The organism is Mesorhizobium sp. YIM 152430 (genome assembly GCF_029210365.1).
In the GTDB taxonomy this organism is placed as follows: domain Bacteria; phylum Pseudomonadota; class Alphaproteobacteria; order Rhizobiales; family Rhizobiaceae; genus Aliihoeflea.
In genome coordinates, this window is record NZ_JARGES010000015.1 from 50,212 (window position 1) to 62,466 (window position 12,255).

General features: G+C 66.1%; 10 protein-coding genes. All 10 read right to left on the reverse strand.

The window, feature by feature from the left end:
* Positions 1 to 2 precede the first annotated feature (2 nt).
* Entirely contained in the window at positions 3 to 1,676 is a 1,674-nt protein-coding gene (recN, locus tag PZ895_RS01020) for a DNA repair protein RecN (protein ID WP_275837168.1), read from the reverse strand.
* Between the two features lie 13 nt (positions 1,677 to 1,689).
* A complete protein-coding gene (locus PZ895_RS01025; protein ID WP_275837169.1) occupies positions 1,690 to 2,568 on the reverse strand; it encodes an outer membrane protein assembly factor BamD in 879 nt (292 codons plus the stop codon).
* Positions 2,569 to 2,695: 127 nt separating this feature from the next.
* Positions 2,696 to 3,550: a UDP-3-O-acyl-N-acetylglucosamine deacetylase gene (gene lpxC / locus PZ895_RS01030; RefSeq protein WP_275837170.1), complete on the reverse strand. Its 855-nt coding sequence runs from the start codon at positions 3,548 to 3,550 to the stop codon at positions 2,696 to 2,698.
* Positions 3,551 to 3,664: 114 nt separating this feature from the next.
* Positions 3,665 to 5,341, reverse strand: coding sequence for a cell division protein FtsZ (gene ftsZ, locus PZ895_RS01035; protein WP_275837171.1), 1,677 nt, complete (start codon positions 5,339 to 5,341; stop codon positions 3,665 to 3,667).
* A 70-nt stretch (positions 5,342 to 5,411) separates the two neighbouring features.
* Positions 5,412 to 6,722, reverse strand: a complete 1,311-nt coding sequence (gene ftsA / locus PZ895_RS01040; RefSeq protein WP_275837172.1) for a cell division protein FtsA — start codon at positions 6,720 to 6,722, stop codon at positions 5,412 to 5,414.
* A complete protein-coding gene (locus PZ895_RS01045) occupies positions 6,719 to 7,567 on the reverse strand; it encodes a cell division protein FtsQ/DivIB (RefSeq protein ID WP_275837173.1) in 849 nt (282 codons plus the stop codon). The genes ftsA and PZ895_RS01045 overlap by 4 nt, the downstream gene beginning before the upstream one ends.
* Before the next feature lie 47 nt (positions 7,568 to 7,614).
* Positions 7,615 to 8,541, reverse strand: coding sequence for a D-alanine--D-alanine ligase (locus PZ895_RS01050; protein WP_275837174.1), 927 nt, complete (start codon positions 8,539 to 8,541; stop codon positions 7,615 to 7,617).
* 220 nt (positions 8,542 to 8,761) lie between these two features.
* A complete protein-coding gene (gene murB, locus PZ895_RS01055; RefSeq protein ID WP_275837175.1) occupies positions 8,762 to 9,730 on the reverse strand; it encodes a UDP-N-acetylmuramate dehydrogenase in 969 nt (322 codons plus the stop codon).
* Positions 9,727 to 11,139 carry a UDP-N-acetylmuramate--L-alanine ligase gene (gene murC, locus PZ895_RS01060; protein WP_275837176.1) on the reverse strand — a complete coding sequence of 471 codons (1,413 nt, stop codon included), beginning with the start codon at positions 11,137 to 11,139 and terminating at the stop codon, positions 9,727 to 9,729. Before murC ends, murB begins: the two co-directional genes overlap by 4 nt.
* A complete protein-coding gene (murG, locus tag PZ895_RS01065; protein WP_275837177.1) occupies positions 11,136 to 12,254 on the reverse strand; it encodes an undecaprenyldiphospho-muramoylpentapeptide beta-N-acetylglucosaminyltransferase in 1,119 nt (372 codons plus the stop codon). Before murG ends, murC begins: the two co-directional genes overlap by 4 nt.
* Between the last annotated feature and the right edge of the window lies 1 nt (position 12,255).

Below are 12,255 nucleotides of genomic sequence, written 5' to 3' on the forward strand. Positions count from 1 at the left end.
CGTCAGGAGACGAGTGGCGTTTCGGAAAGCAGGCGCTTGGCGGCCGCACGGGCTTCGTCGGTGATGGTCGCACCGGCGAGCATCCGGGCGATTTCTTCCTGCCGCGCGCCGTGGTCCATGGCGGCGACGCGGGTCGCGACGCCCTCTTCATTGCCGGACTTGGATATGAGGTAGTGCGTCGAGGCACGGGCGGCGACCTGCGGCGCGTGAGTGACGGACAGCACCTGCACGCGCTGCGAGAGGCGCGCGAGGCGCGCGCCGATGGCGTCCGCCACCGCGCCGCCGACGCCGGTATCGATCTCGTCGAAGACGAGCGTCGGGGCCGAGCCGCGATCGGCGAGCGCGACCTTCAGCGCCAGAAGGAAGCGGGAAAGCTCGCCGCCCGACGCGACCTTCATGATCGGGCCGGCGCGGGTGCCCGGATTGGTGCGCACCCAGAATTCGATCTGGTCGATGCCCTGCTCGCGCCGGTCTTCTGCGTCGGCCTTGATCTCGACGATGAACTCAGCGCGTTCGAGCTTGAGCGCCGGCAGTTCCTGCATCACCGCGCGGGCGAGAAGATCGGCCGTCCCGGCGCGCAGTTCCGACAGGTGCAACGCCTTTTCGTCATAGGCGTCGCGGGCCTCGCGCGCTTCCTTTTCCAGCGCCTGAAGGCGTTCCTCGCCGGCGTCGAGATCGGCCAGATCGGCCAGCATCGCGTCGCGCAGTTCGGCAAGGTCGTCGACGCTGACGGAATGCTTTCGCGCCAGCGCACGCAACGCGAAGAGCCGCTCCTCGGCGCGCTCGAGCACCTGCGGATCGAACTCGATCGCGCGCAGCGCCTCGTCGACGGCGGTCTGGGCGGCGTCGAGCGAGATCAGCGCCTCGTCGAGCAAGGTGACGATCGGATCGACGAGCGCGGGCGCTTCCTCCGCCTTGCGCTGGAGGCGGCGAAGCAGGCTCGCCAGTTGCGGCACGGCGGAGCCCTGCCCGGACAACACGTCGAGCGCGTCGTTGATCTCGGTCGCGATCTTTTCGGAGCGCATCATGTCGGCGCGCTGTTCGGCAAGCTGCGTTTCCTCGCCCGGCTGGGGATCGAGCTTGCCGAGTTCGTCGACCGAGGCGCGCAGATAATCGGCTTCGCGGGCGGCGGCTTCGACCTTGGCGCGGTGCCGGTGGAGAAGGCTTTCGCTCTCGCGCCAATGCCTGTAGGCGCGCGCCACCGAGAGCGCCTCGCCGACATGGCCGCCGAAGGCATCGAGCAGGTCGCGATGGGCGGCGACGTCGACCAGTGCACGGTCGTCGTGCTGGCCGTGAATTTCGACCAGCGCGCGGCCGATCTCGCGCAGGAGCGTAACAGAAGCGGGCTGGTCGTTGATGAAGACGCGGCTGCGCCCGTCGCCGGTCTGGATGCGGCGCAGGATGATGTCGCCCTCGTCCTCGACGCCGTTCTCGCGCAGGAGATCGCGGGCGGAGTGGCCGGCGGGCACGTCGAAGACGGCGGTGACGTTGCCCTGCGGCGCGCCATGGCGCACAAGCGAGGCATCGCCCCGCGCGCCGAGCGCCAGCGAAAGCGAATCGAGAAGGATGGACTTGCCCGCGCCGGTCTCGCCCGTCAGGACGGACAGGCCGGAGCGGAAGTCGATGTCGAGCCGTTCGATCAGAACGATATCGCGGATCGACAGATGGGCGAGCATTCAGGCTATGCCGTCAGCTTCCGAGAATGGCTGCGCTCGCGCGCGAAATCCACGAGCCGGCATTCTCGCGCGGTTCGAGACCGCCCGACTGCAAGAGCGCGTAGGAATCGGCATACCACTGGCTGTCGGGATAGTTGTGGCCGAGAACGGCCGCGGCCGTCTGTGCCTCCGACGCCAGACCCATCGCGTAATAGGCCTCCGTCAGGCGGGCAAGCGCCTCCTCGGCGTGGCGGGTATTGCCATAGGTCTCGACGACGGTGCGGAAGCGCTTGACGGCGGCAACATATTCGCGGCGTTCGAGATAGTAGCGGCCGACCTGCATTTCCTTGCCGGCGAGTTGGTCGCGGGCATGGCGGATCTTGGCGTTGGCGTCCTCGACATATTCGGATTCCGGCCAGCGCTGAACGACGGCTTCCATCGCCTCGATCGTACGGCGGGCATCGGTCTGGTCCTGCGTCACGTCCTTGATCTGGCGCCAGTAGGAAAGGCCGACGATATACTGCGCATATGCCGCTTCCGGATCGCTCGGATAAAGCTGGACATAGCGTTGCGCAGAATTGATCGCGTCCTGATAGTTGCCCTGGCGGTATTGGGTGAAGGCACCCATCACCATCGAGCGGCGGGCATATTCGGAATAGGGATGCTGGCGATCGACCGCCTCGAACTTCTTCGACGCCTCGGACAGGCGGCCGGCCTCGAGATTGGCGAGGCCCTGATTGTAGAGCGCATCCGCCGGCTCGACGCTCTCGACATAGCTCGCGAGATTCATGTCGTTATCGGTCGACGCACAGGCCGACAGCACGAGAGGCAGCGCGATCACGGGCGCCAGAAGAGCGAGCGACGTGGCGCGACGTGTCGGGCGCTGCGAGCGTTCAAACGGTACGATGGGCATTGCCCCTCCGGCAGAAATCTTCATGGCAACAGGCCAGTCTTAGAGCATAACGCCCCGTTGGCAGCAACGCTATGAGGACGCAATCGCGCAATTTTGTGGCAGACCTGCCGCAATCCACAAGGCTCGCCTATAGCCGCTCGAAGGCGTCGGAGCGGGAAAGCAGCGCGCCGAGCGCGCCTGCGTTGAGCTTGTGCCCGCCGCGGAACGATCGGTAGCAGCCGATGATGGCGAGCCCCGAGACGGCCAGATCGCCGACCGCGTCGAGCGCCTTGTGTCGCACGAACTCGTCGGGAAATCGCAAACCGCCCGGATTGACGACCCGATCGTCCTCGCCGATCACGACGGAATTTTCGAGCGACGAGCCGAGCGCGAGGCCGGCCGCCCATAGTCTCTCGACGTCGCGCATGAAGCCAAATGTGCGCGCGGGCGCGATCTCGCTTGCATAGGTTCCGGGTTCGAGATCGAACGCGATCTTCTGGCGGCCGATGGCTGGAGATGGGAAGTCGATTTCGATCTCGAAGCGCGGCCGTTCATGCGGCACGAACTCGGCCCATGCCGCGCCGTTCTCGACGCGGACCGGGGCGAGGACGCGGATCGCATCGACAGGGCGGTCCTGCTCGACGAGGCCGGCAGTCTCGAATGCGGCGACGAACTCGGCCGCGCTGCCGTCGAGGATCGGGACTTCGGTGCCGGTGATCGCGATCTCGACATTGTCGATGCCGCTGCCGGCCAGCGCGCTCATCAGGTGCTCGACGGTCGAGACGTGGAAACCGGCCGGATCCCCGATCAGCGTGGAAAGGTCGGTCGAGGCGACGGTTTCCGGCCGAACCAGGATGGTGCCTTCCCCCTTGCCATCGACGAAACATATGCCCGTGCGGGCCGCGGCGGGGCGCAGGTGCAGCCGTGCCGGTTTGCCGGAATGAACGCCGATGCCCTCGATCGCAAGGTCGCCGGCAAGCGTCGTCTGTTTTCGAAGGTTCATGTCACCATCCGCAATATTGCGGCGGACCATAGCCGGATCGCCGGCGCGAACAAGACGGCGGATGTCAAAGCGGGCCCGCAAGGGGCCCGCTCGAAGCTTTTCGGGATCGATCGATCAGTTCGCCTGGCGGCGCAGGAAGGCGGGGATTTCGAGCTGGTCGTCCTCCTGGGCCTGGCGGGGCTGAACGGCAAGGCGGCCATGGTCGTCGAGCTGGCCGCGGCGCGGCGCATACTGCTGCGCCTCCGGGCTCGGCGCGCGGCGCTGCTCGGGCTGCGACGCGACGGGCTGGCGCAGTTTCGGCTCGCGCGGCTGGGCAGGCTCAAGACGTGCCGGCTCTTCCTCGCGGCGCGCAAGGCCGTTGGTCAGGCGCTTGAGCAGGCCCATCGGTCCGCGATCCTCATGCGCGACTTCCGGCGCGCGGGTCAGTTCGGCCTGGACGATCGGCGGGAAGTCCTCGACGCGCGGCATACGCGGCTGAACCGGAGCCGGCGCAACCGCCTGCGGGGCGACCTGCTGCGGCACGGGAGCGGCCGCCACCTGCTGAACCGGAGCTTCGACCGGCCGCGCCGGCTCGGCGAAGAGACGGCTTTGCGGACGGAATTCGTCCTGCGGGGCTGCCGGGCGAAGCTGGGCGGCTTCGGCGTCGGCCTGGCGGATCGCTTCGGCGACCGGGTCGACCGGCGTTGCAGCGACGGGCTGCATTTCCATGACACGCGGAGCGGCAGCGCGCAGTTCGGCGGCGGGCTGGGCCTGCGGCTGCGGGGCGCGCTCGACCGGCTTGGCCATCGGCCGGTTCACGATCGGCGGCGCCGAGATGTCGGCGGATGCCTTGTCGATGCCTGTGGCGACGACCGAGACGCGTATCACGCCTTCCAGTTCCTCGTCGAAGGTCGCGCCAAGGATGATGTTGGCATCCGCATCGACTTCCTCGCGGATGCGGGTCGCCGCTTCATCGACCTCGAAGAGGGTGAGGTCACGGCCGCCGGTGATCGAGATCAGCAGGCCCTTGGCACCCTTCATCGACGTCTCGTCGAGCAGCGGGTTGGCAATCGCAGCTTCCGCCGCGGCCTGCGCACGGCCCTCGCCCGAAGCCTCGCCCGTGCCCATCATCGCCTTGCCCATCTCGCGCATCACCGAACGGACGTCGGCGAAGTCGAGATTGATCAGCCCTTCCTTGACCATCAGGTCGGTGATGCAGGCAACGCCCGAATAAAGCACCTGATCGGCCATCGCGAAGGCGTCGGCGAAGGTGGTCTTGTCGTTGGCGATGCGGAAGAGATTCTGGTTCGGGATGACGATCAGCGTATCGACGCATTTCTGCAATTCTTCGATGCCGAGATCGGCGGTGCGCATCCGGCGTTGGCCCTCGAAATGGAAGGGCTTGGTCACGACGCCGACCGTCAGGATGCCCTTTTCGCGTGCCGCGCGGGCGACGACCGGGGCCGCGCCCGTACCCGTGCCGCCGCCCATGCCGGCGGTGACGAAGCACATATGCGTGTTCGACAGATGGTCGAGGATCTCGTCGATGCATTCCTCGGCGGCCGCGCGGCCGACTTCGGGCTGCGAGCCGGCGCCAAGCCCCTCGGTCACGTTCGCGCCGAGTTGGATGAGGCGTTCGGCCTTGGTCATGGTCAGCGCCTGCGCATCGGTGTTCGCCACGACGAACTCGACGCCGCGCAGTCCGGCCGTGATCATGTTGTTGACCGCATTGCCACCGCCGCCGCCGACACCGAACACGGTGATTCGCGGCTTCAACTCGGTGATGTCCGGCTTTTGCAGATTTATTGTCATTTCCGTCGTCCTTTTTCGCCTGTCCTGCCGCGTCGCCGCTGCGGCCGCCGTGGGTCAAACCCCGTCAAACTCAAAAACTATCCCGTAACCACTGGCTCACTCGTTGGAATCGCCCGCCTGTTCCGGTGGCCTGCCAGCGCAGTCCGCCACCTCGTTTTAGCTGACTTTCCAGTTCCGAAACTTGCGGGTAGATCAAAAGGCCCGCAGAAGTTGAAAATGCCGGCCCCTTGGCCGCTTCCGGCAGGCCGCTGACACCCAGCGGACGCCCGAGCCGCACATTGCGGCCCAGAACCCGGCGCGCCGCCTCGGCCATGCCGGTCAACTGGCTCGCGCCGCCGGTCATCACGACCCGCTTGCCGACCACGTTGCCGTAGCCCGACTTGTTCAAGCGGTCGCGCACGATCTCCAGCGTCTCCTCGACGCGCGCGCGAATGATTCGGTTCATCACGGAGCGCGGCACCTGAAGCGGCACCTCGCCGTCCTCGCCCATCGGGTTGATGGTGACAATGTCGCGGTCGTCGCCGCCCACGGTAAGCGCCGAGCCGTGCATGACCTTGAGACGCTCCGAATGGGAGAGCCGCGTGGAAAGTCCTTTGGCAAGGTCCATCGTGACATGCGTGCCGCCGATCGGCATCGCGTCGACATGGACGAGCTTGCCGTCAGCGAAAATGGCGAGCGTCGTCGTGCCGCCACCCATGTCGATGCAGGCCGCGCCCATCTCCATCTCGTCCTCGACCAGCGAGGCGAGGCCGGAGGCGAAGGGCGTGGCGACGAAACGCTCGACCGACAGATGCGAGCGGTTGATGCAAAGTTCGAGATTGCGCAGCGGGGCGGCATCGGCGGTTAGGACGTGCATGTCGACGCCGAGCGTCTCGCCGACCATGCCGCGCGGATCGCGCACGCCGCGCTCGGCATCGAGCGAAAAACCGATCGGCATCGAATGGACGACCTCGCGCTCGGTGCGCTGCACCTGCTTTGCGCCGGCGGCAAGAACGCGGGTGATGTCGCTCTCGTCCGCTTCGTGACCGCCGAGATTGACGGTGGCGCTGAAGACGCGGCTCTTCAGCCGTCCGGCGGAGGTGTTGACGATCAGCGAATCGACCGTCAGGCCCGCCATGCGCTCCGCCGCATCGACGGCGAGCCGGATCGCCTGCTCGGCGCGGTCGAGATCGACGATGACGCCGGACTTGATGCCGAGCGACTTCTGGTGCCCGATGCCGAGGACGCGCGCCTGATGCGTGCGTCCGGGCAGCATGTCGCTCTGCTCGCGCGGTTGCAGCTTGGCGATGATGCAGCACACCTTGCTCGACCCGACATCGAGCACCGTGACGATGCCCGACCGCTTTGCCTGCTTGGGCTTGTCGGAGGACAACCAGCTCATGTGCGCTTCTCCGGGACGTATTTCTTGCCGAGCCGCTCCTTGAGCATCGCCTGGCGCTGTTCCATGGCCGCTTCGGTGAGCTTGAGCACCATACGGCCGGCAAGACGCATGTCGACAACGGTCACGTCGCGCGAGAAGAGTTCCTGCGCGCGATCGGCCTCGATCACCGCGGCGAGCGCCTTTTCGTAGCCGGTTGCCGGAAGCTTGACCGTGGTCCCGTTGCGCAGGCGCAGGTCCCAGCGCCGGTCGGCGACGCGGATATAGGCGCGGGTCTTCGAGGCGAGTTCGGGATAGGCCGCCATCGTCTTGAGGAATTCGGCGGCATGATCCTCGGCGCCGCGACCGACGATGACGGGCAGTTCGGCGTGCTGGCTGCGCGCCAGCGGCGTGATGACCCGGCCGTTTTCCTCGATGACCCACAGACGATTGCCATGCTGCCAGACCGCGAACGGCACCCGCTCGACGAGCGTCACGGCGAGCGTGGAGGGATAGACTTTCTGGACGTCGACGCTCTCGACCCAGGGAAGCTGCGCGATGCGGCCCCGTGCATCCGCGGCACTGAAGCCGATCAGCGAGGTGAAGCCGTCGAGCCCGACCGACTGGAAGATGTCGATCTCGGAGGTGAAGCGGTTGCCGACGATCTCGATGTCCTCGATGGCAAAGCCGGTCCGCGCGGTGATCGACTGGACGACGCCCGGCATGTGGCCGCCGACGACGGCGCCATAGACCACGGACGACCCGATCAGAAGCGCGCTCGCCATCAAGGCGGCGAAACGCGGCGGCTCGACCTCGCCGGAGGTCCAGCGATAAAGGTGGCGCGCGGGGCGGCGAAGGAGGCGCGGCAAAACGAACGCATCACGCGCCGACCATGTCGACCGTCCGGTTCGATTTCCTAACGCAGGCACGATGCGTCCTCCACCATCCAACTCAACAATTCGCCGAAGCCGTGACCGGCATGTTCGGCCAGTTCGGGCACAAGGGACGTCGGCGTCATGCCTGGCTGCGTGTTCACCTCCAGCCAGATGATCTCGCCATTTTCCGAATGGCGGTCGTCGTAGCGGAAGTCAGAACGGGAGACGCCCCGGCAGCCGATTGCCTGATGTGCCTTGAGCGCGAGTGTCTGTATTTTTTGGTAAATATTTGGTGAAAGATTTGCCGGGCATTCATGTTTTGAGCCGCCTGCGACGTATTTCGAATCGTAATCATAGAAGGAATGGCCGACCGGGATGATCTCGGTGACGCCGAGCGCCACATCGCCCATGACCGCGCAGGTCAGTTCGCGCCCATGCACGAATCGCTCGACCATCACAACGTCGCCATAACGCCAGTCGGACGAGCCGATGACCTGCGGCGGATGCGCCTGATCTTCCTTGACGATGACCACCCCGAAGCTCGACCCTTCATTGACCGGCTTGACCACGTAGGGCGGCTTCATCGGATGGTCGCGGCCGATCGAATGGCGATTCATGACCCGCGATTCGGCCACCGGAATGCCCGCCGCCTTCGCGACGCGCTTGGCCTGCTCCTTGTTCATCGCCAGGGCAGAAGCGAGCACGCCGGAATGGGTGTAGGGAATTTCGAGATATTCGAGGATGCCCTGGATGGTGCCGTCCTCGCCGAACGGGCCATGCAGCGCATTGAACGCGACGTCGGGCCGAAGCTCGGCGAGCACGGAGGCGACGCTGCGGTCGACGTCGATCCGGGTGACGCGATAGCCCGCCGATTCCAGCGCGTCCGCACACGGATTCCCGGAGGCAAGAGACACCGGCCGCTCGGAGGAAAATCCCCCCATCAAGACGGCAACGTGCTTTTGTACCATACCCGGAAATCCCCTCTTCCGTCGGATCGAAACCTGCGTCGATCGAGCCCCATGAATCCGCAATCGGCAGGCACAATTCGCCTCCCGTCCCCTCACGCATCATGCGTGGCCGACTCAAATCAGATAACGCCGCAAGTCCAAGGAATCAGATCGCGGATTCCGTGGCAAGGGCTTCGGATTCAGGGAAGATTATTTTTTATGAACCGGCGTGATTGAAGGTTCAGGAACTGGGTGGCGAACCGGCGAATGGCTCGACCGCATGGCCGGCTTTCGCCACGCCCAGGCGCTTGATTTCCCAATCGAGGACGATGCCCGAATTTTCCGCGACGCGGGCACGGACCGTTTCGCCGAGAAGTTCCAGATCATGCGCCGACGCATTGCCGGTGTTGATCATGAAATTGCAGTGGAGCGGCGACATCTGCGCGCCGCCGATCATCAGCCCGCGGCAACCGGCCTTGTCGATCTCCTTCCAGGCCGAGCTGCCCTCGGGATTCTTGAAGGTCGAGCCGCCGGTCTTCTCCTTGATCGGCTGCACCGTCTCGCGGTGATGCTGGACCTCGTTCATCGCCTTCTGGATTTCGGCAGCGTCTTCGCGATGGCCCTCGAAAAGCGCACCGGTGAAGATCAGATCGGGAGAAACCGACGAATGGCGATAGGCATAGCCCATCTGGGCATTGGACAGGATGTGCCGATTGCCCTTGCGATCCATGGCATAGACGTCGACGACGCGCTCGCGCGTCTCGGTGCCGTTGGCGCCTGCATTCATGCGCAGCGCGCCGCCGATGGCGCCGGGAATGCCGTGGTAGAAATGAAAGCCGCCGATACCCGCGTCGAGCGCGGCTGCCGCAACCCGTTTGTCCGGTGCGGCTGCGCCGGCGCGGATGCGCGTCTCGTCAAGCACTTCGACCTGCCCGAACCCCTTGGCCGACAGGCGGATGACGACGCCCGGAATGCCGCCGTCGCGGACGAGAAGGTTGGAGCCGATGCCGACGACCAGCACCGGCACGTCGGCCGGCAGGAGTTTCAGGAACGCGGCAAGGTCGTCGTCGTCGGCCGGCTGGAACAGGAGTTCGGCCGGCCCGCCGACGCGAAACCAGGTGATCGTCTCCATCGGCGCGTTCGCCGTCAAACGCCCGCGGATGGCCGATACATCACCAAGCCGTGCCAGGAGCGCATTGCCGTCGATCATGCCGCCGCCTCGAGCGAGCCGAGATCCTTGGGCAGCGCATAGGCCCATTGCGTGATGTTGCCCGCGCCGAGGAAGACGACGAAATCGCCGGGCTGGACGAGATCGCGGATCGCAGGCGCAATCGCTTCCGGCCCGGCGAGCAGGCGCGCATCGCGGTGCCCCCCGGCCCGGATCTGCGCCACCAGCGTTTCGGCGCTGACGCCCTCGATCGGCTCCTCGCCGGCAGCATAGACCGGGGCGATCATCACCGTGTCGGCATCGTTGAAGCAGGAGGCGAAATCGTCGAACAAATCGCGCAGGCGCGTGAAGCGGTGTGGCTGGGCGATCGCCACGATGCGGCCCTGGCAGGCCTCGCGCGCGGCCTGGAGAACGGCCCTGACCTCGACCGGATGGTGGCCGTAATCGTCAAAGATATGCGCACCGTTCCACTCGCCCGTCAGCGTGAAGCGCCGCTTGACGCCGCCGAAGGCCGACAGGCCCTTGCGGATCGCATCCGCGCCGAGGCCCAGTTCGTGCGCGACCGCGATGGCGGCGGTGGCATTGGAGACGTTGTGGCGGCCCGGCATCGGCAGGCGAAGCCCTTCGATGATCAAGGTCGCATCGCGCTTGCGGTTGCGGATCATCACGTCGAATAGCGACGATGCGCCGTCCATGCGGTGATTGTAGAAGCGGACATCGGCCTGCGGATTCTCGCCATAGGTGATGACGCGCCGGTCCTCGATGCGGGCGACGAGCTGCTGCACTTCCGGGTGGTCGATGCACATCACGCCGAAGCCGTAGAAGGGCACGTTCTCGACGAACTGGCGGAACGCCTCGCGCACCTTCTCGAACGAGCCGTAATGGTCGAGATGTTCCGGGTCGATATTGGTGACGACCGCGATTTCGGCCGGCAGCTTCAGGAAGGTGCCGTCGCTCTCGTCGGCCTCCACCACCATCCACTCGCCCTCGCCCATGCGGGCGTTGGTGCCATAGGCGTTGATGATGCCGCCATTGATGACGGTCGGGTCGAGCCCGCCGGCGTCGAGCAGCGTCGCGACCATCGAGGTCGTGGTCGTCTTGCCATGCGTGCCGCCGATCGCGACGGCCTGGCGAAAGCGCATCAGTTCGGCGAGCATTTCGGCCCGGCGCACGATCGGCAGAAGCTTCTCCCGCGCAGCAGTGAGTTCGGGATTCGACTTCTTGATCGCGGTCGACACGACGACCACCTCGGCCTGGCCGAGATTTTCGGCCCGGTGGCCGACGAAGCACTCGATGCCCTTGTCGCGCAGGCGCTGGACATTGGCGCTCTCCGACTGGTCTGAGCCCTGCACTTGATAGCCCAGATTGTGCAGCACTTCCGCAATGCCGCTCATGCCGATGCCGCCGATGCCGATGAAATGCACCACGCCGATTGTCTGCGGCATTTTCATGGGGTGCCTCCTTGGCTGAATTGCGTGACTGTCTGGCCCGCCGCAATAGCCTCCGCGAGGTCGGCAAGCAATGTCGCCGCATTGGGTTTGCCGACAGAATGCGCCGACTGCGCCATTTTGGCAGCGCGGTCGGGATCGCTCATGAAGCCTTCGATCAGTTCGGCGAGCCGCTGCGGGGTCAGCCCCGGTTGCGGCTCGACCAGCGCGCCGCCGGCAGCGGCAAGCGCGGCCGCATTCGCCGCCTGGTCATGGTCGAGCGCATGGGGATAGGGAACGAGGATCGAGGGGCGGCCGATGACCGCGAGTTCCGAAACCGTCGACGCGCCCGAGCGCGAGATGACGAGTTGGGCCGAGGCGATTCGTTTCGCCATGTCCTTGAAGAAGGGCGAGACCTCGGCCTCGATGCTTAAGTCTGCATAGGCCGCCTTGACTGCCGCCTCGTCGTCGGCGCGCGCCTGCTGGGTGATTTTCAGCCGCGCCCGCAATTCGGGCGAGAGCGCGCGGATCGCCTCAGGCAGGGCGCTGGAGAAGAACTGCGCGCCCTGGCTGCCGCCGAAGACGAGAAGGTGGAACGGATCGCTGGCGCGCGAGACGGTGTAGGGCATCGTCGACGCCTCGATGACCGAGGGGCGGACGGGATTGCCGGTGACGACGATCCGGCTGTCCTTGCCCGCTTCGAGGAAGCCGCCGGCGATCGCCTTGGCGCGGGTCGCGAGCGCCTTGTTGGCGCGCCCCATGACGGCGTTCTGCTCATGGAGCATGGTCGGCACGCCGCGACGCGTCGCGGCATAGAGCGGCGGCAATGTCGGATAGCCGCCGAAGCCGATGACGACCTTCGGGCGGATTGTCTCGATGATCTTCGAAGCCTGCCTCACGCCCGACCACAGCGCCCAGAAGGTGCGCGCGAGCGCGATCGGGTTCTTCGAGCCGATCGTGGCGGAATGGACCGGATGGACCTTGGAGGCCGGAAAATCGCCGGCGAAGCGCCCTGCCCGGTCGTCGGTCGCCAGATGGACGAGCCAGCCGCGCGCGATCAGTTCGTGGGCGAGCGCCTCTGCCGGGAAGAGATGACCGCCCGAACCGCCGGCCGACAGGAGCATCAAACCCTTGCTCATG

Coding starts and splice junctions, on each gene's coding strand:
- recN (WP_275837168.1), bottom strand. CDS start 1,676: ATGCTCGCCCATCTGTCGATCCGCGATATCGTTCTGATCGAACGGCTC.
- PZ895_RS01025 (WP_275837169.1), bottom strand. CDS start 2,568: ATGCCCATCGTACCGTTTGAACGCTCGCAGCGCCCGACACGTCGCGCC.
- lpxC (WP_275837170.1), bottom strand. CDS start 3,550: ATGAACCTTCGAAAACAGACGACGCTTGCCGGCGACCTTGCGATCGAG.
- ftsZ (WP_275837171.1), bottom strand. CDS start 5,341: ATGACAATAAATCTGCAAAAGCCGGACATCACCGAGTTGAAGCCGCGA.
- ftsA (WP_275837172.1), bottom strand. CDS start 6,722: ATGAGCTGGTTGTCCTCCGACAAGCCCAAGCAGGCAAAGCGGTCGGGC.
- PZ895_RS01050 (WP_275837174.1), bottom strand. CDS start 8,541: ATGGTACAAAAGCACGTTGCCGTCTTGATGGGGGGATTTTCCTCCGAG.
- murB (WP_275837175.1), bottom strand. CDS start 9,730: ATGATCGACGGCAATGCGCTCCTGGCACGGCTTGGTGATGTATCGGCC.
- murC (WP_275837176.1), bottom strand. CDS start 11,139: ATGAAAATGCCGCAGACAATCGGCGTGGTGCATTTCATCGGCATCGGC.
- murG (WP_275837177.1), bottom strand. CDS start 12,254: ATGAGCAAGGGTTTGATGCTCCTGTCGGCCGGCGGTTCGGGCGGTCAT.